The organism is Citrobacter sp. TBCP-5362 (assembly GCF_005406305.1).
GTDB lineage: Bacteria > Pseudomonadota > Gammaproteobacteria > Enterobacterales > Enterobacteriaceae > Citrobacter_B > Citrobacter_B koseri.
Genome location: NZ_CP040234.1, coordinates 68,974 through 90,395 on the forward strand (window position 1 = coordinate 68,974; position 21,422 = coordinate 90,395).

The window sequence follows — 21,422 nt, forward strand, 5'->3', positions numbered from 1 at the left end:
GGGCATGGCGAAACGGCTAAAATATGTTCTGAACCACTTCCTGATTTTACTTTTATTGCCGTCATCGGCTATGTCGGCAACGTATATTAATTACACGCGAGTGATAATTAATGAAAAGGCGCGCGAAACATCATTTACTATTTACAATGAAGGGCTGAAACCCGTTTTATTGCAGTTGTGGACTGAAAAAGACAATATTTTTGATCGTCCCGAGGAGATTAAAACACCGTTTATCATTTTACCTCCGATTTTTCGGCTTGAAGGAAAAACATCCCGGGCGGTGCGGATACAGTTTACTGGCGACCAGCATACATTACCTGCTGACAGAGAATCTTTATTCTGGCTGAACACGCTGGAAGTCCCTCCTGTGGCTGATAGTAAAGCGGAGAAGAGCGCGCTACAGGTCGCTTTTCGTACTCGGGTGAAGTTATTCTGGCGGCCCACTGCACTGGCAGCAATCACCCTTGAGGAAAGTATAAAAGAATTACACATCTCTTTATCTGATTGTGGAGGAAAACGCTGCCTGTTAGTAAATAATAACTCACCTTTGTACGTAACATTAATGGATCTTACGTTGAATGACGGTACAGAAATAAAGCAATTACCTGATGATGGTCTTTGGGCACCATTGTCAACTAAAACGGTTGTTTTACCCAAAAACACAAAAGGGGAGGGCACAGTCAAAACACTCTCATGGATTGATGATTATGGCGTGGTCAATACCTATAACTACTAATGCGAAGGATAACGTTATGCTTAATTTTAACCCTTCATCCTTACGTTTTAAATTTATTTACCTGACAAAAAATATTTATGATGGTATTGCCATTCATACACTTTTTGAAGATGCCCTGCATGAATCAGGATTGAAAATGGGGCTTAATGAAGATATACCCTTTCACCTGATCGATAAGTACAGTAATTTTATTCCGTTTTCATTGCGGTTTGATGCGACGTATAAACAACGCAGTCGCACGCTCGAACACGATATTACCCTCTCGGCAAAAGGGGAAGAGATAAAGCGAATGCGTTTTAATCATATACTCTTTTTTGTCGATATGTATAACCCTGACCATACCTCTTTTCTTTCGGTCGCCGGACTGCATGGCCTTACGGTGGTCAGGGAGCGCATGGATGCTTTCATGGTGCATTGTAATGCGGTAATTAATGGCAATAGAAAATGCCGTTCAAGTAGTTTCTTGTTCACGCTGCGTGAGCAGCAAATTGTGTTTCATCTCTTACAAGGCATGTCGGTTAAAGAAATCGCACTGGAATTAAATGTGAGCGATAAACTGGTTTATCGGGAGCGCTGGGCGCTGACGCGTAAGCTTATCGACCAGAAAAATTGCAGATTATACAAAAGGCTAATAAACATTAACGCGACATTATAAGCGATAAAAGAGTGGACCAGATTATTGGAGTCCACTCTTTTGCCTTATGCCGCCCGGGCGCGACGGCGGGAATCCATTGAAATCAGCACCACCGACGAGAGGATCAGCAATGTACCAAGCCAGTCCGGCAGGGTGAAGCTGATGCCCAGCAACAGCAGCGATAACAACGCGCTGCTTAGCGGTTCCGCGCAGCTCAGAATGCTCGCTTTCGGCCCGCCAATCATTTGCGCCCCTTTCAGATACAGGCTGAAAGTCAGCGATGTGCCGATGACCACCAGATAGAAAAACGCCAGAATCAGGCTGCCGCTGACCACAAAATCCGTTCCCTGCCCGGCATAGAAGGGCAGCAATATCACGCCGCCGATCAACATGCTCCAGCCAACGACAGGAAGCGTGCCGTAACGCGCGATCAGCGTAGAGGGCCAGGTCGTATAAAACGCTGCGGCAAACGCGGAGGCAATCCCCCAGAATAGCGCGGCAGGCGAGATAGACAGCGATGTCGGATTACCGTGTGTTACCAGCAAAAAGGTGCCAATAAGAGAGGTGAGAATGGCCGTCAGCACCAGAATGCCGGGGCGCGCTTTCCGTACCAGCGAGAACCACGCCACGATAATCGTCGGCGATAAAAATTGCAGCACCGTTGCGGTGGCGGCATTGGATTTCTCAATGGTGAGCAGGAAGGTGAGCTGTACGGTAAGCGCCCCCATGATGGAAAAGAACAGCAGGCTTAGGGCGTCCTGGCGGTTTTTGAAAATGGAAAATACTTTGTCGCCGTGAACAAACGAGAGCATCAGCAGAATTAACCCGGCGAATATCAGACGCGTCATGGTCAGAAACTGCGACGACATCTGGCTTTGTTCCATAATGTACTGCGCGCAAACCCCTGAACTTCCCCATAATACGGCGGCAATCAGGACGTTCAGCATCCCTCTTCTGGTGGACCCCATTTTTTCCTCAACATGGTGTTTTGTCTTTTTTATGTGCAGGCATCATAGCAGAGATGGCGGCACAAACGAGACGGGCGTTAGCATCGCCCACTTTTACGACAGTCGGGTAAGCTGTGTTTCACCGTCCTCCATCGCCAGTTGATACAGCGAAAACGCGGCATGTTTCTCGATCAGATTGGCCAGTTCAGGCGAATGACTGGTGAGCCAGATTTGCGAATGGCGGCTGGCTTCGGCGATCAGTTGGGCGAGGGCGGGCAACATCTGCGGATGCAGGCTGTTTTCCGGTTCGTTGAGCGCGATAAAAGCTGGCGGTCGCGGGCTTAACAGCGCTACGGCCAGGCACAGGAAACGTAGCGTGCCATCCGAGAACTCCGCAGGTTCCAGCGGACGGGTCAACCCTTCGCGTTTCATCATCAGGCGAAAGCGGCCGCCGCTGTTATCGCTGTAGAACACGCAACCGGGAAATGCCCGATCGAGAATCCGCATCAGCAGCAGTTCATCGCCAATCTCGACGATTGTCTGGAACGCTGCCGCCAGGTTTGCTCCGTCGCTGGCCAGAACCGGTGAGCGGAATCCCACCTGCGGAACACGAATCGCAGAACCAGACGAGACTGAAAACTCATGATAAAAGCGCCAGTTGCGCAGCATTTCTCGCATCTGCGACACCTCCGGGTAGAGGTGTGGCTCTCCCAACTGGCCGAATACCGACTCGTTCTCATACAGCGTGCCGCTGTGGGTGACTTTCTCGTGATGGATATTATTGAGGAATACGACCTGGTTTTTACGTTTCATCAACTGTGAGGAGGGGCGGCGAGCGTGCCCGCTCAACCAGACAGACTCCTCTTTGATGACCGGGTCGAGATCGAACTGCGACGGGTAGGGGAGCTTCTCGACAAACCCTACCTGTAACTCGTATTCATAGGTTTCTGTTTCTACCGCCAGAGTCATGCGCCGCAACTGGTCGCTGCGCGTTTTCCCGGCCCAGAATACCTTCAGAATACCGCCTTCGTTCGCCAGCGCCTGTGAGAACTGCCCCTGCGCCGCACTGTGCATCAGGTGAATCGCCTTATAGATATTCGACTTTCCGGTGCCGTTAGGGCCGAAGACGATATTGAGCTGTTCCAGTTCCAGAGACTGATGGCGAATCGAGCGGTAGTTTTCGATGTGCAGCGTTTTGATCATGGGCGTTAGCGGTAGAGGGGCGATGCGGCAAGCATAGCGATTTCGTCCCGGAAGAGACAACCCGTTCATATAGTTTTACGCGGCGTATAAAAAAGCAGGGGCGACTTTCTCGCCCCTGGGGGGCTTATCAGAAGCCTTCCAGCACAATCTTGCCGACGGAGCGGCCCGTTTCAAGCTGTGCGTGCGCTTTCTGAATATTCGCCGCGTTGATGGCTCCGTAATGCTCGCCCAGCGTGGTGTGAATCACCTTAGCATCAATAAGCTGCGCCACGCGGGTCAGTAGCTGATGCTGGGCGATCATGTCGTCGGTTTCAAACATTGAGCGGGTAAACATAAACTCCCAGTGCAGCGAAATACTCTTTGTTTTCAGCGGTCGTGCGTCGAGCGTTGCTGGATCGTCTATCAGCGCCAGCTTACCCTGCGGCGCCAGGGCTTCGATGAGCTGCGGGTAATGCTTATCAGTGTGGGTCAGGCTGGCGACGTGCGTCACCGCGTTGATGCCGATCCGCGCCAGCTCTTCCGTCAGCGGTTTGCTATGGTCGATGACATGATGCGCACCGGCTTCGCGTACCCATTTCTGGCTTTCCGGGCGCGACGCGGTGCCGATCACCGTCAGTCGGGTGAGTTTGCGGGCCAGCTGCGTCAGGATGGAGCCCACGCCGCCTGCGGCGCCGACAATCAGCAACGTATCCCCTTCGTTGCCGCCTTCTTCAACGCCGAGGCGGTCAAACAACATTTCCCATGCGGTGATCGAGGTCAGCGGCAGCGCTGCTGCGGCGGCATTATCCAGCGTTTTGGGTTTCAACGCGACGATGCGCTCATCAACAAGCTGGAACTCGCTGTTGCTTCCCGGACGGCCCAACGCGCCGGCATACCAGACTTCATCCCCCGGTGCGAACAATGTCACCGCCTCGCCGACTGATTTCACTACGCCTGTGGCATCCCAGCCCAGCACGCGCGGGGTCTCTGCGTTAAAACCCGCGCGTACTTTGGTATCGACCGGGTTAACGGAGATGGCTTTCACCTCAACCAGCAGGTCATGTCCGGCGGCGACCGGAACAGGGAGGTCAATGTCCTGTAAAAACTCAATATTGCTGCCTTCTGGCGCGGCGCGGGTAATTGCGATGGCTTTCATAACGTCTCCGGTGTGGGAACAGGTTTATCGTTTGTATAATTCGATGGTAAACCGCCAGCAGAACGGGAAAAATAGCCTCACGACGACAGGACTTATATTCGGGGAGTGAAAATGTTCCGGCTTGAAGATCTCACGTTGTTTGTTCGCGCGGCGGCGCTAAACAGTTTTAGCGATGCCGCGCGGGAAGCCGGGGTACAGCCTGCCCAGGTCAGTTCCGCCATCAAACGGCTGGAGTCTACGTTAAACATTCGCCTGTTCGCACGCTCGACCCGCAGCTTACGGCTGACGCCGGAAGGCGAGGTCTGGTTGCCTTACGCCAGACAGATGCTTGAGGTGATGCACGCCGGGCTGCAAAAAATTCAGACGCCGGAAGATGAGATCTCCGGTACGCTGCAAATCGCCGTGCCCTCCGATCTTGGGCGCAATTTACTGCTCCCGGTATTCCAGTCGTTTCGCCGTCGCCACCCTGCGTTGCGCCTGCGGGTGTTTTTCTCCGATCAGGTTGCCGATGTATTTAAAGATCCGGTTGATGTCGCGTTCCGTTACGGCAATACGGAAGATGCTTCTTACATCGCGCTGCCCGTCTCCCCCGATAACCGGCGTGTGCTGGTGGCCTCGCCGGACTGGGTCGCGCAACACGGCGATCCACGTCATCCCGATGATTTAGCGAATCTGAATGCGTTAACGTTCGTGTTGCGCGGACGCCTGCATGACCGCTGGACGTTCATCCGCAACGGTGACGTCAGCAGCGTACAGGTCAACGGCACCATGATGAGCGACGATGCTGAAGTTATCCGGCGGCTGGCTATCGCCGGAGAGGGGATGGCGTATAAAGCCTGGCTTGATGTCTCTGAAGATGTGCGTGACGGGCGATTGCAGCGCCTGATGCCAGATTATCAGGGAGAGAAAGTCCCGCTGAACATGATCTGCCCGCACCGCAAACAGCTTTCGACGGCAGTCCGCCTGCTGCACGAAGCGGTAAAAGCGCGCTGCGAAAGGCTGGAACTCCCACCGATATGAAGGCGATATGCGTTGCCGTTTGTATTTTGTAGGCCGGATAAGCGTAAGCGCCATCCGGCGCACAATATGACGAGGGGAATCAGCGCGCCCTTAATCCTTTTTAACTGCGGTTGTGCTTCTTTTAGTTCACCAGGTAATGTTTTCTCCCGTTCGCTCCAGGCCGTCAGGACGATACAGCCATAATCGATTTCTTAATAATGGGTGAGGGCGTTTAAAGATCAGGTCGCAATGAAGGAATGAGTTTGGGGAATTGGCTTAAGACCCAGGGGAAGAGTGAGGAACTTTGGCGGAAGATCACAGGAGTCGAACCTGCCCGGGACCGCTGGCGGCCCCAACTGGATTTGAAGTCCAGCCGCCTCACCGGAGACGACGATCTTCCGCGCCCACATTGCTACATGGAGGCGGGGCGCATTATAGCTACTTTCTCAAGGTTTCCACATCCCCCCTCTCACTTTTTTCATCAGCCTTTCGCCTTACCATGATCGGTTTCATATAAATCTTCACAAAATCCATGAGTTACCTGTTTTCATATCTTTTGGGAATTATGAGTTCACATAGCGTCCATGCGACGTTTCGTGAGAAAACCTGTCACAGGCCCGGTAAGCGTAGCGCCACCGGGCAAAACACACTATTGCGCAGGCTGTGGTTGCGTGACTTCCGCTCCTGACACAACGCCTGCCCGCATTGTTTGCGTCACCTGCTGTTTATCGGCGTTTACCGCGTGCAACTGGCCGTTTACCGTTGGCTTCAGTGGGGCGTCCGCCTGGATATTACCGCTGGCGGTAAGCTGGATGTTGCCGTCGCCGGAAATGGGCAGCGCAGGCCATCCCCATTGCTGCAAGACGTTCATTGGCACGCCGCGTCCGTTCAGGCTGACTTTTGTCTGGCGCTGGGGGAGTTGTGAAACGCTGGCCGTGGCTTCTAACAGCCCTTTCTCCGTAAATGCGCTCAGTTCGTTGATGTTAACTGTGCTGCTGTTTGCCGCCAGCGCCAGAGAGGGGCGACGCACGTCCACACGGTTAAACGTCGCGGCTGCCGCGTTAAGCGTTGCGTTCCCGCTCCATACGCCCCATTGATGGTTCTGCACCAGTCCCAGATTCGCGCCATAACCATCCAGCGCGGTGAGCTGCCACGGGAAAGCCGGGTCGATATCAATCACCAGGTTGCGACTGGCGCTGAATTTTTTCAGCGTCAGGCTGTTTAACCAGCCTGGCAGAGGTTTCATCCACTGTTGCTTCCAGTTTTCCGGCAGCGTGTATTCCAGCCCGGCAATGGCGGCATCGTCGAGGATTAGCGCTTTGCCATTACGCAGCCAGTTGCCGGATGTTCTGACCATACCGCCTTCCCAGCGGGTCGTGAACTGGCGTAGCGCAATGCCCTGCGGTGAGAATTCGGCATTCAGAATGGGATCGAAGAAATGCAGCGAACCGTAGATGAACTCGCTGGCATTCATCGACAGTTTGCCTTCTTGCGTCTGCCAGTCATCTTTGCTGAACGTCAGGTTGCGCAAACTGAGATCGAGGTCGGTTACTGCCCAGTCCGGGCCTTGCAGGCGGGCATCGGTCACTTCAAGACGGCCAATTTGCAGAGACGGGATAGCGGTGAGCGGGGCAAAAAAGTCGGTCAGCGATTTATCGCTTTGCAGCCGGATGTCGTTCAGACGCAGATTTTCCACCACCCAACTGCCGTCCGCGTTGCGTCGCGCTACGCCGGTTAAGGCGCCGCGCGCAATGTCTGCGCCAATGTTGCTTAAGATTACCTGTTCCTTATCAATGCTGCCTTCAATCAGCACGTTGGTCGCGGGAACATCATTCAGCGTGAGTGAACTGGCGCTGAGCTGGATCTGCGCCTTATTCCCCAATACCTTGCCCGCTTCGGGACGCCAGGGAACCACGCCGCCGTTAACGCGCTGAGCGCTCAGGTTCCACTCACCGCCCGGGCTGTTAAGCGCCATGTTCTGTAATTGCAGGCGGTCAGCCTGAACAGGAAGCGGTGCGGTCTGCGGGGAGATATTGAGCGTTCCGTCCTGCAACAGGATGGCGTCGACGTGCAGGGGATCGGTTATCTGGCGACTGCTCAGGCCGATATCCACCGTTTTCGCGACTAACGTGGCGGGCTGACCATCCCGGCCAAACGTAACGTTCTCAAGCAAAACGTGGGACGGTGCGGAAAAGCGGTGGTCCATGACATCAAATGTCAGGCTGTACCCGCTGTTCTCTGATATCCAGGCGCTTACATGCTCCGCGCCCCAGCGGGTTTGCAGCAGAAAATAGAGGCCGAAGATCACCACCAAAAGGGCAATCAATATGTAGAGAATCAGCTTTCCAATAAATTTCATGGTCTTCCATCCCGCGAAGTGCACACATCTGAGTTATGCACGATTTACGCGCAATCCTCAAGGCGGGAATGGTGAAAGAGCGTTACAGCGGCGATGATTGTCGATCATCGCCGCATTTCGCTTACGGCTTCTCTGGCGGGAAAATCAGGTTCAGAACGATAGCGGTGATGCCCCCAGCGGCAATGCCGGAGGAGAGCAGGTTTTTCACCCAGTCTGGCGCAAATTGCAGGATCAGCGGCTGCTGAGAAACGCCCAGGCCGACAGCCAGCGACAGCGCGATAATCAGGATAGCGCGGCGGTTCAGCGGTTCACGGGAGACGATACGCACGCCGGAAGCGGCGATGGTGCCGAACATCACCAGCGTGGCGCCGCCGAGCACCGGTTCAGGAATGTGCTGCACAAAGCCGCTTACCGCCGGGAACAGGCCGAGCAGGATCAGCATCAGTGCTACCACAAAGCCGACATAGCGGCTGGCCACGCCGGTCAACTGAATCACGCCGTTATTCTGCCCGAAACAGGAGTTGGGGAAGGTATTGAACACGGCAGAAACAAAAGAGTTCAGGCCGTTAGCCAGCACGCCGCCTTTCAGACGCTTCATATACAGCGGCCCGGAGACCGGCTGCTCGGAGACATCGGAGGTGGCGGTGATATCGCCGATGGTCTCCAGTGAGGTGATCATAAAGACCAGCATCAGCGGCAGCAGCAGGTTCCAGTCAATGCCCAGACCGTAGTACAGCGGCGTGGGCACCATGATTAAGTCTTGTGTTGCCGGTGTGGTGTTTTCCGGCAGCATCCCCATAAACCAGGCCAGCAGATAGCCTGCCGCCATCGCGATCACCAGCGAGGCCACGCGCAGGTAGGGGTTGCGCTGGCGGTTAAGCAGGATGATCAGCGCCAGTACAACGCCTGCCAGCATCAGGTTTTTGGGCGCGCCAAAGGTGTTGTCGCTCATTGCGGCATAGCCGCCGCCAATGGATGTTAAACCCACCTGGATCAGCGACAGACCGATAATCATCACCACCACGCCGGAGACCAGCGGTGTGATAATGCGGCGCGCCAGATGCAGTATGCGGGAGAGAACCATCTCGGTGCAGCTTGCCAGCATCAGCGTGCCGAATAGCGCTGCCATCATGGTGGGGACGTCCGCTCCGCCGGTTTTCAGCGCGGTGCCGCCCATAATCAGCGGGGCGACGAAGTTAAAACTGGTGCCCTGAATAGATAACAACCCTGAACCGACCGGCCCCCATGCTTTGATTTGAATAATTGAGGCCACACCGGAGGCGAACAGCGACATACTGATAATGTGTTGAGTATCTTGTGCCGGTAAACCGAGCGCCTGGCAGATTAACAGCGCTGGCGTGATGACCGCGACGAACATTGCCAGCAGGTGCTGACAGGCGGCAAACAGGGTTTGAGGGAGCGGCGGGCGATCTTCAAGGCGGTAAATCAGTTCGCTGTTTTGCGTCTGCGCAACCGGTTGCGCATTTGCCGACTCGACGGTGTTAACAGACATCAGAGGCAATCCCATGGTGGAAAAGCGGTGATTTTATCTGACCAGATGGTAAAAGCAAACGATTGCATTTATAAATTTTACAAACGGTCTCGGGCAGGGGTTATCAGGCGTTGGAATAACGCTCGGTTTCGGGCATCCAGCGTTCAATCAGGGCGGTTGCCTGTTGCGGATAATGTTCGTGAATGTGACGGGCGATGCGTTGAACATCCGGGATAATGGCCTGATCGCGCAGCAAATCCGCCACTTTGAACTCGGCGTTACCCGTCTGACGCGTGCCCAGCAGTTCACCGGGGCCGCGAATCTCTAAATCCTTTTGCGCAATCACAAAGCCGTCGTTGCTGTCCCGTAAGACCTGAAGGCGCTTCTGCGCGGTTTTCGAGAGCGGTGATTTGTAGAGTAGTACGCAATGGGAGGCCACCGCGCCACGGCCCACGCGTCCACGCAACTGGTGTAATTGCGCCAGACCTAACCGTTCCGGGTTTTCGATAATCATCAGGCTGGCGTTGGGGACATCCACCCCGACTTCAATCACCGTTGTCGCGACCAGCAGGTGCAGCTCACCTTGCTTAAAGGCCGCCATCACCGCCTGCTTCTCTGCGGGTTTCATCCGCCCATGAACCAGACCAATCTTCAACTCCGGTAAGGCGAGCCTGAGCTCTTCCCATGTCGCTTCCGCAGCCTGGGCTTCTAACAAATCTGACTCTTCAATCAACGTACAGACCCAGTATGCCTGGCGGCCTTCCTGGGTACAGGCATTGCGGACGCGATCGATAATATCGCTACGACGGGTGTCCGGGATGGCAACGGTAGTGACAGGTGTGCGACCCGGCGGTAGCTCATCAATCACGGAGGTATCGAGATCGGCATAGGCGGTCATTGCCAGGGTGCGGGGGATCGGCGTTGCGGTCATGATTAACTGATGCGGGTGGAACCCCTGCTGCTGACCTTTTTCCCACAGCGCCAGACGTTGATGGACGCCGAAGCGGTGCTGTTCATCGATAATCACCAGCGCCAGCCCGTTAAATTGTACCTGCTCCTGGAAAATCGCGTGGGTGCCGACCACCATCTGTACCTGCCCGCTGGCGATGGCTTCCTGCTGCGCCAGGCGCGCTTTTCCCTTCTGTTTACCTGCCAGCCAGCCCACTTCAATACCAAGCGGTGCAAACCAGTTGCGGAAGTTACTGGCATGCTGCTCGGCCAGCAGTTCTGTCGGCGCCATCAACGCCACCTGTTTGCCGTGCGCAATGGCGCGTAGCGCAGCCAGTGCGGCGACCAGCGTTTTACCGGAACCGACGTCGCCCTGCACCAGACGCATCATTGGCACATCGAGCGCCATGTCGCGTTCTATCTCCGCCACCACGCGCGCCTGCGCACCCGTTGGTTTGAACGGCAATGCGGCCAGCAGCTGATTCTTCAGTGAATCGTTCGTGCTAAGCGGCTGGGCGTGAAAACGCTGCGCGCCGGCACGCAGCGCCAGCATGCTCAGGTTATGCGCCAGTAGCTCTTCCAGAATCAGACGTCGCTGCGCCGGATGCTGCCCGGTTTCCAGATCGCTAAGCTGTAACGACGGTGGTGGGCGATGCAGCGTGCGCAAGGCTTCCGGCAGGCTCGTCATTCCTTGCGCAAGTTCAGGCGGCAGAAGCTCGGCAATGGCGCAGGTATCAAGCAGGTCCAGCGCCTGGTCGGTGAGCTTACGCAGCGTGGCTTGCTTAATGCCTTCGGTGGTCGGATAAACGGGCGTGAGCGTTTCCTGAAGCTCCGGCGTGCTGAGATCGCCCTGCACGCGGTATTCTGGGTGAATCATCTCCGCGCCGTACTTCCCGCGTTTGGCTTCACCATAGGCCAGTACGCGCCGTCCGGTCGCCAGGCTGTTTTTCATTGCCGCGCTGAAGTTGAAAAAGCGCATGGTGAGAATGCCGGAGCCATCGCTAATCTGGCAGGTCATCATCCTGCGACCGCCGAAGGTGATATTGCAGTTCAGCACTTCGCCTTCAACAGTGGCGTAAATGCCCGGCAGCAGTTCGCCAATCGGGTAAAGATGGGTGCGATCTTCATAACGCAGGGGAAGGTGCAACAGGAGGTCCTGCACGGTGTGCAGGCCAATTTTTGCCAGTTTGCTGCTTTGTGCCGCGCCAACGCCGGTCAGGGAATTGAGCGGGATGGCATCCAGCAAACGGCCTTTCATGTGATTACCCTGCTGCCTGCATCGTGGACCACCAGGCGGCGTCGGCCTCGATCTCACCCTGCATGTTTACATGAGGGTAGGGTAGACCTTTGCGCTTGGCGACTTTCGCCAGCACCGGATAGCCGCCCTCAAACAGCAGGCGCTGCTGTTCGTCTTCCGGCAGCATGCTGTTTTCACGCAGGTACATGCCTGCGTTCTGCCGCTGGCGCTGCGCTTCGTAGAGAATCAGAGCGGAAGCGACGGAAACGTTAAGTGACTGCACCATGCCGATCATCGGGATGATGATGTCCTGATCCGCCAGGTCTAAGGCTTCCTGGGTGATGCCGGTTTTCTCCTGCCCCATCAGGATGCAGGTTGGGCGCGTGTAATCGATTTCGCGGAAATCAACCGCTTTATCAGAGAGATGAGTCGCCAGAACCTGCATGCCCCGGCCCTTTAAATGGCTGACTGCATCGCCGATGGTACGGTGGGTTTTCACCTGTACCCAGCTATTGCTGCCCGCTGCCGCCGACGCCATGGTGCGCATACGGCTGCCCGGCCAGACGGCGTGAACTTCGTGTACGCCTACTGCGTCGGCGGTGCGAATGATCGCCGAGACATTATGAGGTTTGTGGACCTGCTCCATGCAGACCGTCAGATCAGGCTGACGCCTGGCGAGCATCTCGCAGATACGCGCATAACGCTGTAAGTTCATAAAACTAGTTTCGGTTACGGGTGACTTTTATCACGTCCGGCATCACGCGGATTTTGCGCATGATATTCGCCAGATGCACGCGATCGCGCGCGGTGAGGCGAATAAAGGCGCTATAGACGCGACCATCCTTTTCTTCCGTATTCAGACTCTGAATATTGGAGGTCGTCGTGTTGATTGCCGCCGTCAGGTTGGCCAGCGCCCCCTGGTGGTTAAACATATCCACCTTAATTTCGGTGATGAACTCCTGCTCCGTCTCTTTGTCCCATTCCACAGCCATAAACTTCTCTGGCTCTTTCTGGTAACCACGGATGTTGCGGCAGGATTCATGGTGGATCACTAACCCTTTACCTGGGCTGACGTGCGCAATGATCGGGTCGCCTGGAATCGGGCGGCAGCACTTCGCAAAGGTGATCAGCACGCCATCCGCGCCTTTAATCGGCAAATGCCCATGATTGGACTGCGTTGTGGCTGGTGCGGCGGCTTCGCCTTGCTGAAGATTTTTCGCCACCACCACGCTCATCGCATTGCCCAGACCAATTTCCGCCAGCAGATCGTCCAGCGTTGCGAGCTTCATACGCTCCAGTTCGCGCTGGATGTTCTCCTGCGGGATTTCAGCCAGTTTACGGCTGCCGCCGAGGGCATGGTTGAGCAGACGGCGCCCCAGGCTGACGGAATCATCACGCTTGAGGTTCTTCAGCAACTGGCGAATTTTGGCGCGAGCTTTTGAGCTGACGACAAAGTTAAGCCATGCCGCATTCGGGCGTGCGCCAGGGGCGGTAATAATTTCGACGGTCTGACCGCTGGTAAGCGGCTGTGACAGTGGGTATGGCTGCCTGTCGACGCGCGCGCCTACGCAGGCATGACCGATATCGGTATGTACGGCATAGGCGAAGTCGACCGGCGTGGCACCGGCAGGCAGCTCAACAATGCGCCCTTCCGGTGTGAAAACGTAAATCTCATCCGGGAAGAGATCGGATTTAACGCTCTCGATAAATTCAAACGAGCTACCGGCGCTCTGTTGCAGCTCCAGCAGGCTTTGCATCCAGCGCTGGGCGCGGATTTGCGCGGTGGTGCTGGTTTCACCGTGCTCTTTATAAGCCCAGTGCGCCGCAACCCCCATTTCCGCCATCTGGTCCATGTCTTCGGTACGGATTTGTACCTCAACCGGAACGCCGTGCGGGCCGATCATCGAAGTGTGTAAAGACTGATAGCCGTTCGCTTTTGGAATGGCGATATAGTCTTTTACGCGCCCCGGACGCGGCTTATACAGGCTGTGCATCTGGCCGAGTACGCGATAGCAGGTATCGGCATCATGTACGATCACGCGAAAGGCGTAGATGTCCATGATGGAGTGAAAACGCTGCTCTTTGAGCACCATTTTGCAGTAGATAGAGTACAAATGCTTTTCACGCCCGCTCACGCGACACGGAATGCCTGCTTCCTGCAAACGTCCTTCGATCTCAGAGAGGATTTTTTGAATCATCTCTTTGCGGTTGCCGCGAGCGGCTTTTACCACTTCTTTAATCACGCGATAGCGGTTTGGGTACAGCGCTTCAAAACCCAGCTCTTCCAGCTCGGTTTTAATGTGATGAATACCTAAACGGTGCGCCAGCGGACTGTAGATCTCAAGGGTTTCACGGGCGATGCGGCGACGTTTATCCGGGCGTAATGAGCCCAGCGTGCGCATGTTGTGAGTGCGGTCGGCAAGTTTGATGAGAATGACGCGGATATCCTGCACCATCGCCATAATCATCTTGCGAAAGTTTTCAGCCTGCGCTTCTTTCTTATCGCGGAACTTAAGCTTATCAAGCTTGGATACCCCTTCTACCAGCTCTGCAACGCTTTTACCAAAAAGCTGTTCCATGTCCTGGTAGGTCGCAGGAGTATCTTCAATCACGTCATGCAGCAGCGCAGCCATCAGCGTTTCATAGTCGAGTTTCATCTCGGCCAGAATACAGGCTACCGCAACCGGGTGCGTGATATAGGGTTCACCGCTTGAACGTGTCTGACCCTCGTGAGCGTCACGTGCAACGAGATACGCCTGCTGAAGACGTTTTATCTGGTCTTCAGGCAGGTAGTTTTGAATCAGTTGATTCAGGCTTTCAAACAGATACAAGGGCGACCCGCTTTGTGATTAACGACGGCCTTCAGCAATAGCGGTAACGGCTTGTAATTCAGCGGCTTCCTGCTCTTGCTGTTCCTGGCGCTCACGGACGTCGAGGATCTGGTTGTTGATCAGACCTTCTTCGATTTCGCGCAGCGCGATTACGGTAGTTTTATCGTTTTCTTCCGGTACAAGCGGATCCTTGCCGCCTACCTGCATCTGACGAGCGCGACGCGCGGCGACCAGTACCAGGTCAAAACGGTTACCAATTTTCTCTACAGCGTCCTGAACAGTTACGCGTGCCATATTTAAAATGCTCCACAGGTGAAGAAATGACTGGGCATAATACTGAAAGTGGGTTCAGTCTGCCAACAGTTTGCTGATTAAAGCGTCATGACGCTGCTTTTGGCGGCTCATGCGCAGACGTTCGGCGCGAATAATGGTTTTCAGATCGCCCAGGGCGGTGTCGAAATCATCATTCACAATAAGGTAATCATATTCGGCGTAATGGCTCATTTCTGCAACAGCTTGCGCCATACGTTTTGCGATTACTTCTTCGCTATCCTGACCGCGCCCGCGAAGGCGGCGGTCCAGCTCAATTTTGGACGGCGGTAAAATAAAGATACTGCGCGCTTGCGGCATCTTCTCACGAATTTGCTGTGCGCCCTGCCAGTCGATATCCAGAAAAACATCCACACCCGTTGCCAGCACTTGCTCAATGGTTTCACGCGATGTGCCGTAATAGTTACCAAACACTTCAGCGTGCTCCAGAAACGCATCTCTGCCAATCATGGTTTTGAACTCATGATGATCGACAAAGAAATAATGCTCGCCATGCACTTCACCCGGACGCGGTGCGCGCGTGGTGTGTGAAACAGAAACCTGGGTGTCATACAACGGTTGGGTTTTTAACAACGCCTGAATCAGGCTGGATTTACCCGCGCCACTGGGGGCAGAAACAATATAAAGCGTGCCTTGAGCCATGAGTATCTTATGTATGTGATTATCGAAAGAGAGCCTACATACGAGCTTATTATACACGTCGCCGCTATGTGACGTAGCCTTTGTCACACTTTTTGCGTCAGTTTATTGCGTTTTGCGTACCTGTTTCCTGATTTACCGTGTAGTTACTGCAATCAATGAAAATGTCTGGAAGCGTGTTCGCACGATCGCTTTTTGCCTCTCGGTTTTGATGACGCCCCGCGTTATACCTGGCCCGCAATCTACAGCGGAGGTACTGATGAGAAGAGGGAAAAGTATCGTGCTGAGTCTGTTGCTGTGGCATTTCCCGGTATGGGCGGCTTGCCCTGACTGGTCGCCAGCCAGAGCGAATGACGAAATCGCCCGGCTACAGCAGCAGCTCGCCCAGTGGAACGACAGTTACTGGCAGCAGGGGGTTAGTGCGGTAGACGATAGTGTTTACGATCAGCTCAGCGCGCAATTGGTGCAATGGCAACGCTGCTTTGGCGGTGATACCGGGGCAGAACTGGCGCCGCCAGTGAGCGGCTCATTGCCCCATCCTGTTCCGCATACGGGTGTGCGAAAGCTTGCGGACAAACAGGCGGTGCAGCAGTGGATGCGTAAGCGCAGCGATTTGTGGGTGCAACCGAAAGTGGATGGAGTGGCGGTTACTCTCGTATACCGGGATGGGCGCCTGGTCAGCGCGATTAGCCGGGGAAGCGGGCTTAAAGGCGAGGACTGGACGCAGAAGGTGCGTTTAATACCCGCAGTACCGCAAAGCACAAAAGGCGCGCTTGCCAATAGCACGTTGCAGGGTGAGATTTTTTTGCTGCGCGACAACCATATTCAGCGACAAATGGGAGGAATGAATGCCCGCTCGAAGGTCGCCGGAATGATGATGCGCCAGAATAACACCTCGTCGCTCCAGTCGCTGTCTGTTTTCATCTGGGCATGGCCTGATGGCCCGGCAACGATGCCTGAGCGCTTGCGTCAACTGTCCGGGGCAGGATTTGGCTTTGCACAACAATATTCTCAACCGGTGAAAAGCGCTGATGATGTTGAACGCGTGCGTACAGCATGGTGGACAACGGGATTACCGTTCGTTACCGATGGAGTCGTGGTAAGAACGGGTAAAGAACCTGAGGCCAGACACTGGATGCCCGGGCAGGGAGACTGGCTGGTTGCCTGGAAGTATCCTCCGGTCGCAAAAGTAGCTGAAGTCACCGGGGTTCAGTTTGCTGTCGGCAAGAGCGGGAAAATCTCGGTTGTGGCGTCGCTTGCGCCAGTGATGCTGGATGATAAACGGGTGAAGCGTGTGAATGTAGGGTCTGTCAGGCGCTGGGAGGAGTGGGACATTGTGCCAGGTGACCACATTCTTGTCAGCCTTGCCGGACAGGGGATTCCGCGTATTGATAAGGTTGTCTGGCGTAGCACTCAACGGGATAAGCCCGCACCGCCGGGGAATCGCTATAACGCATTAACCTGTTTTTATGCGACTGAGGTATGCCAGGAGCAGTTCATCGCCAGGCTGGTCTGGCTGGGGTCGAAGGAGGCGCTGGAGGTTGACGGGATGGGGGAAGCAGGATGGCGTGTGCTTCACCAGGCGCATCGTTTCGAGCATATTTTCTCCTGGCTCGCGTTAACGCAGGAACAACTACAGGCGACACCTGGGTTTAGTAAAGAAAAAAGCAAGCAGTTGTGGCATCAGTTTAACCTGGTGCGGCATCGGCCATTTATCCGCTGGGTGATGGCGATGGGCATACCGTTAACGCAGGGGGCGCTTAAGGCCAGCGGCGATCGTTCATGGGGGCCGTTACTGGCACGCACGGCAGAATACTGGCAACAGCTTCCGGCGACAGGGGAGGGGCGCGCCAGGCGGGTCATCCAGTGGCGGGATAACCCGGAAATACGGGCACTGGGCAACTGGCTGGCTGCCCGGCATATTAACGGCTTTAGCCCTTAGTGACCTTCGTGGCGATAGTAAAACACCGGCAGGCCAAGTTTGAGACGCAGCGCCAGCAAGCGAGCGGTAAAGCCAAAAACCAGCGTGGAGATAACCACGACATCGTGGTTGGATACGTAGTGTTGTAGCGCGATGTACAACACGGCAGACGCAAAGGAAACACCAGCATACAGCTCTTTCTGGAAGACCAGCGGAATACGTTTGCAGAACATGTCACGCAATACGCCGCCAAATACGCCGGTAATGACAGCCGCCACAATAGCGATGACCGGGCTATGCCCCATATCCAGCGCAACCTGAGCGCCGATAATAGAAAAGACCACTAAGCCCAGCGCATCAAGTACAAGGAACAGTTTGCGTAGGTAAGGCATTACAGGGGCGACGATCGTCGTCAGAACCGCAGCAGAAGCGACAATAATCACGTACTCAGGGTGCTGTACCCAACCAAGCGGATAGTGACCGAGCAGAATATCGCGTACGGAACCGCCGCCAATTGCTGTCGCGGTGGCAATGATAATAACGCCAAATGTATCCATGCGGCGTCGACCCGCAGCAAGCGCCCCGGTCATGGCTTCGGCAGTAATGCCAATTAAGTAGAGAACGTGTAACAGCATGTCTTCCCCCTGGTTTACTGAGGGCAGAGACTAACGATTTGTGCGTAATATCACGATTGAGATTTTCTAAGGTGAAGCAATTTTGATAACTATAGTTTATGCGGATATTGCGATTCATCCGCTATTTATGCGTTATTCATTTTTAATGGATTAGAAAATGGATAAGAAAAAGTAATCCGAGAGTGGCGAGGGAGGTACGGAGTGTAAAGAAAGCACGTAGCACCATCGCATCGCGACGGGCTACGTGGGAATGAGGTTTACTCGATGTTCTGGATCTGTTCGCGCATTTGCTCGATCAATACTTTCAGCTCAATTGCAGAATTGGTGACATCAGCATTGATGGATTTGGAGGCCAGCGTGTTCGACTCGCGGTTGAACTCCTGCATCATAAAGTCCAGACGACGGCCAACCGCCTCTTTTTTCTTCAGGATGTTGTAGGTTTCTTTGACGTGCGCGTCCAGACGATCCAGTTCTTCCGCCACGTCAATGCGCTGCGCCATCAGCACCAGCTCTTGCTCCAGACGGTTATTTTCCAGTTGTACCTGTGCGTCTTCCAGTTTTGCTACCAGACGTTCGCGCTGCCATTGCAGGATTTCCGGCATATGGGCGCGGACTTTCACTACCTCAGCGCTGACGCCTTCCAGACGCTGCTCAATCAGCGCTTTCAAAGCCTGACCTTCGGTTTCCCGGGCGACAATGAAGTCATCCAGCGTCCCGTCCAGCGCGGCGAGGATCTCTGCGGCAATCGCGTCCAGATCCTGTTCCTGGGCGGCCATGACGCCCGGCCAACGCAGGATATCTACCGGGTTGATTTCCCCTTCATCGCTCTGCATTTTGACCCAGTTCGCAGAGGCAACGAGCTGCTTTGCCAGCTTCTCATTCAGAATGAGTTCGCCTTGCGCGCTGGCATCGGGTTCAAAGCGTAAAGTACATTCGATTTTTCCGCGCGTCAGGCGTGTACGAATGCGTTCGCGTACAACAGGTTCAAGGCTACGGAACTGTTCCGGCAGACGAAAATACGTTTCCAGATAACGCTGGTTTACCGAGCGCATTTCCCAGGTAGCGCTACCCCATTCACCCTTGATTTCACGCCGGGCGTAGGCGGTCATACTGCGGATCATAGACGTTCCTGTTTTTAAAGGAGAGATGGAAGGATTATAGCCATCCATGCCTTGTCAGGATAGGAATAACCGCCGGAAGTCCGTATAATGCGCAGCCACATTCGTTTCAAGCCGGAGATCTCAATATGCGTCCAGCAGGCCGTAGCGCTAATCAGGTGCGTCCCGTAACCCTGACCCGTAACTATACAAAACACGCTGAAGGCTCGGTGCTGGTCGAATTTGGAGATACCAAAGTGCTGTGCACGGCATCCATCGAAGAAGGCGTACCGCGCTTTTTGAAAGGGCAGGGCCAGGGGTGGATCACCGCAGAATATGGCATGTTGCCACGCGCTACGCATACCCGTAACGCGCGTGAAGCGGCGAAAGGCAAGCAGGGCGGCCGCACGATGGAAATCCAGCGTCTGATCGCCCGCGCGCTGCGCGCTGCTGTCGATCTTAAAACGCTTGGCGAGTTTACTATCACTCTGGATTGCGATGTGATCCAGGCGGACGGCGGTACGCGTACTGCATCTATCTCCGGGGCTTGTGTTGCGCTGGCCGATGCGCTGAACAAGCTGGTCGCGAACGGTAAGCTGAAAACCAACCCGATGAAAGGGATGGTGGCTGCGGTTTCCGTCGGCATCGTGAATGGTGAAGCGCTCTGCGATCTGGAGTACGTTGAAGACTCCGCGGCTGAAACCGATATGAACGTGGTAATGACCGAAGACGGTCGAATTATTGAAGTGCAGGGAACGGCAGAAGGCGAGCCGTTCAGTCACGAAGAACTCCTTACCTTGTTGGCATTAGCCCGAGGGGGAATCGAATCCATTGTAGCGACGCAGAAAGCGGCGTTAGAAAATTGATTTTAAGGCGACCAGCGAGTCGCCTTTTTTTTGTCTGTAATAAAGTGAAATGAGGAGCGAATCCATGAAACCGTATCAGCGCCAGTTTATTGAGTTTGCGCTTAACAAGCAGGTACTAAAGTTTGGCGAATTTACGCTGAAATCCGGGCGCAAAAGCCCCTATTTCTTCAACGCCGGGCTGTTTAATACCGGGCGCGATCTGGCTCTGCTGGGACGTTTTTATGCCGAAGCGTTGGTGGATTCGGGTATCGATTTCGATCTGCTGTTTGGTCCGGCCTATAAAGGTATTCCGATTGCGACGACCACCGCTGTTGCACTGGCGGAACACCATGACAAAGACCTGCCGTACTGCTTTAACCGTAAGGAAGCCAAAGACCACGGTGAAGGCGGAAGTCTGGTCGGGAGCCCATTACAGGGACGCGTGATGCTGGTGGATGATGTGATCACTGCGGGTACTGCGATTCGTGAATCGATGGAGATTATTCAGGCGAATGGCGCAAGTCTGGCGGGGGTGCTGATTTCTTTGGATCGTCAGGAGCGTGGCCGTGGCGAGATTTCCGCTATTCAGGAAGTGGAACGCGATTACGGGTGTCAGGTGATCTCGATTATCACGCTGAAAGACCTGATTGCGTATCTGGAAGAGAAACCAGAGATGGCGGAACATCTGGCGGCAGTGCGCGCGTATCGGGAAGCGTACGGGGTTTAAGTGAATTGCCCGGCGGCGTAGCGCTTACCGGGCCTGTAAGGCCGGATAAGGCATCGCCGCCATCCGGCTACGCTGTTACTGCAATTGCGCAGCAACCAACGGCCAGCGGGCGTCGAAATCGTCCGTTGGGCGGTATTTGAACTCGCTGCGTACAAAGCGGGACAACATCCCTTCACAAAACGCCAGCAACTGACTTGCCAGCAGGGTTTCATCCGTGGCGTACCCTTCGCCTTCGCGCATTCTTTTTTCCCGCAGAACCTGACGCAGCTGCGCTTCAATGCGCTCAAACAGCTGGTTAATCCGTCCTTGCAGGCGATCTTGTTCAAACATTAACGCATGACCGGTGAGGATACGCGTCAGGCCTGGGTTGCGTTCGCCGAAGCCCAGAATCAACAACACGATTAAACGCAGACGCGCGCTGGTGTCTTTCTCATCTTTTAAGATCAGATTGATACGGGTAATCAGACTGTCTTCGATAAACTCAATCAGACTATCGAACATGCGAGTCTTACTGGGAAAATGGCGATACAGCGCCGCTTCAGAAACGCCGACGGAGGCTGCCAGTTTCGCTGTTGTGATGCGTTGGCTTCCATCGCTGGATTCCAGCATCAGCGCCAGAGACTGAAGTATTTCTTCGCGACGATTCCTTTTCGCAGTTTGTTTTTCTGCCATGTTACAAAATACCCCTGAAAATAAGCACTTGCCAG

The 21,422-nt window shown here is 54.7% G+C and carries 19 protein-coding genes and 1 tRNA gene; 6 read left to right on the plus strand and 14 right to left on the minus strand.

Features of this window, described 5'->3' with window-relative positions:
- Window positions 1-4 precede the first annotated feature (4 nt).
- Both FD428_RS00320 and FD428_RS00325 read left to right on the plus strand, forming a co-directional pair.
- Window positions 5-736, plus strand: a complete 732-nt coding sequence (locus FD428_RS00320) for a molecular chaperone (protein ID WP_114848125.1) — start codon at window positions 5-7, stop codon at window positions 734-736.
- A 16-nt stretch (window positions 737-752) separates the two neighbouring features.
- The gene (locus FD428_RS00325; protein ID WP_114848124.1) at window positions 753-1,391 is read left to right on the plus strand and encodes a hypothetical protein; all 639 of its coding nucleotides are present in this window, start codon (window positions 753-755) and stop codon (window positions 1,389-1,391) included.
- 44 nt (window positions 1,392-1,435) lie between these two features.
- Here the strand turns inward: FD428_RS00325 and FD428_RS00330 are convergent, their stop codons facing one another.
- The 3 genes from FD428_RS00330 to FD428_RS00340 all read right to left on the minus strand — a co-directional run bounded on the left by FD428_RS00330 (window position 1,436) and on the right by FD428_RS00340 (window position 4,655).
- Entirely contained in the window at window positions 1,436-2,338 is a 903-nt protein-coding gene (locus FD428_RS00330) for a carboxylate/amino acid/amine transporter (RefSeq protein ID WP_024131066.1), read from the minus strand.
- A 93-nt stretch (window positions 2,339-2,431) separates the two neighbouring features.
- Window positions 2,432-3,520: an AAA family ATPase gene (locus FD428_RS00335; protein WP_012135794.1), complete on the minus strand. Its 1,089-nt coding sequence runs from the start codon at window positions 3,518-3,520 to the stop codon at window positions 2,432-2,434.
- A 127-nt stretch (window positions 3,521-3,647) separates the two neighbouring features.
- Window positions 3,648-4,655, minus strand: coding sequence for a zinc-binding alcohol dehydrogenase family protein (locus FD428_RS00340; protein ID WP_071259159.1), 1,008 nt, complete (start codon window positions 4,653-4,655; stop codon window positions 3,648-3,650).
- Between the two features lie 111 nt (window positions 4,656-4,766).
- Here FD428_RS00340 and FD428_RS00345 point away from each other — a divergent pair, with 111 nt between their 5' ends.
- Window positions 4,767-5,675 carry a LysR family transcriptional regulator gene (locus FD428_RS00345; RefSeq protein ID WP_114848123.1) on the plus strand — a complete coding sequence of 303 codons (909 nt, stop codon included), beginning with the start codon at window positions 4,767-4,769 and terminating at the stop codon, window positions 5,673-5,675.
- Window positions 5,676-5,959: 284 nt separating this feature from the next.
- Here the strand turns inward: FD428_RS00345 and FD428_RS00350 are convergent.
- The 8 genes from FD428_RS00350 to gmk all read right to left on the minus strand — a co-directional run bounded on the left by FD428_RS00350 (window position 5,960) and on the right by gmk (window position 15,493).
- Window positions 5,960-6,054, minus strand: a tRNA-Sec gene (locus FD428_RS00350).
- A 249-nt stretch (window positions 6,055-6,303) separates the two neighbouring features.
- On the minus strand, window positions 6,304-8,013 hold the full coding sequence (locus FD428_RS00355) for an AsmA family protein (protein WP_114848122.1): 1,710 nt from the start codon (window positions 8,011-8,013) through the stop codon (window positions 6,304-6,306).
- Between the two features lie 121 nt (window positions 8,014-8,134).
- The gene (gene xanP / locus FD428_RS00360) at window positions 8,135-9,526 is read right to left on the minus strand and encodes a xanthine/proton symporter XanP (protein ID WP_024131065.1); all 1,392 of its coding nucleotides are present in this window, start codon (window positions 9,524-9,526) and stop codon (window positions 8,135-8,137) included.
- A 103-nt stretch (window positions 9,527-9,629) separates the two neighbouring features.
- Window positions 9,630-11,711 carry an ATP-dependent DNA helicase RecG gene (gene recG / locus FD428_RS00365; protein ID WP_114848121.1) on the minus strand — a complete coding sequence of 694 codons (2,082 nt, stop codon included), beginning with the start codon at window positions 11,709-11,711 and terminating at the stop codon, window positions 9,630-9,632.
- 4 nt (window positions 11,712-11,715) lie between these two features.
- The gene (gene trmH / locus FD428_RS00370; RefSeq protein ID WP_049011031.1) at window positions 11,716-12,405 is read right to left on the minus strand and encodes a tRNA (guanosine(18)-2'-O)-methyltransferase TrmH; all 690 of its coding nucleotides are present in this window, start codon (window positions 12,403-12,405) and stop codon (window positions 11,716-11,718) included.
- Between the two features lie 4 nt (window positions 12,406-12,409).
- Window positions 12,410-14,521: a bifunctional GTP diphosphokinase/guanosine-3',5'-bis pyrophosphate 3'-pyrophosphohydrolase gene (spoT, locus tag FD428_RS00375; protein WP_012135784.1), complete on the minus strand. Its 2,112-nt coding sequence runs from the start codon at window positions 14,519-14,521 to the stop codon at window positions 12,410-12,412.
- An 18-nt stretch (window positions 14,522-14,539) separates the two neighbouring features.
- Entirely contained in the window at window positions 14,540-14,815 is a 276-nt protein-coding gene (gene rpoZ / locus FD428_RS00380; RefSeq protein WP_000135058.1) for a DNA-directed RNA polymerase subunit omega, read from the minus strand.
- 54 nt (window positions 14,816-14,869) lie between these two features.
- The gene (gmk, locus tag FD428_RS00385; protein WP_012135783.1) at window positions 14,870-15,493 is read right to left on the minus strand and encodes a guanylate kinase; all 624 of its coding nucleotides are present in this window, start codon (window positions 15,491-15,493) and stop codon (window positions 14,870-14,872) included.
- Between the two features lie 256 nt (window positions 15,494-15,749).
- Between gmk and ligB the strand changes: the two genes are divergently transcribed.
- Complete coding sequence (ligB, locus tag FD428_RS00390) at window positions 15,750-17,432, plus strand: NAD-dependent DNA ligase LigB (RefSeq protein ID WP_101744163.1); 1,683 nt, start codon at window positions 15,750-15,752, stop codon at window positions 17,430-17,432.
- Here ligB and FD428_RS00395 read toward each other — a convergent pair.
- Both FD428_RS00395 and FD428_RS00400 read right to left on the minus strand, forming a co-directional pair.
- Window positions 17,429-18,046, minus strand: a complete 618-nt coding sequence (locus tag FD428_RS00395; protein WP_047460236.1) for a trimeric intracellular cation channel family protein — start codon at window positions 18,044-18,046, stop codon at window positions 17,429-17,431. The two genes, ligB and FD428_RS00395, sit on opposite strands and share 4 nt — an antisense overlap.
- Window positions 18,047-18,303: 257 nt before the next feature.
- Window positions 18,304-19,167, minus strand: a complete 864-nt coding sequence (locus FD428_RS00400; RefSeq protein ID WP_012135780.1) for a YicC/YloC family endoribonuclease — start codon at window positions 19,165-19,167, stop codon at window positions 18,304-18,306.
- 125 nt (window positions 19,168-19,292) lie between these two features.
- Between FD428_RS00400 and rph the strand changes: the two genes are divergently transcribed.
- Both rph and pyrE read left to right on the plus strand, forming a co-directional pair.
- Window positions 19,293-20,009 carry a ribonuclease PH gene (gene rph, locus FD428_RS00405; RefSeq protein ID WP_012135779.1) on the plus strand — a complete coding sequence of 239 codons (717 nt, stop codon included), beginning with the start codon at window positions 19,293-19,295 and terminating at the stop codon, window positions 20,007-20,009.
- A 64-nt stretch (window positions 20,010-20,073) separates the two neighbouring features.
- Window positions 20,074-20,715, plus strand: coding sequence for an orotate phosphoribosyltransferase (gene pyrE / locus FD428_RS00410; RefSeq protein ID WP_024131063.1), 642 nt, complete (start codon window positions 20,074-20,076; stop codon window positions 20,713-20,715).
- Between the two features lie 75 nt (window positions 20,716-20,790).
- Here pyrE and slmA read toward each other — a convergent pair whose 3' ends face one another.
- On the minus strand, window positions 20,791-21,387 hold the full coding sequence (slmA, locus tag FD428_RS00415) for a nucleoid occlusion factor SlmA (RefSeq protein ID WP_012135776.1): 597 nt from the start codon (window positions 21,385-21,387) through the stop codon (window positions 20,791-20,793).
- Window positions 21,388-21,422: the final 35 nt, after the last annotated feature.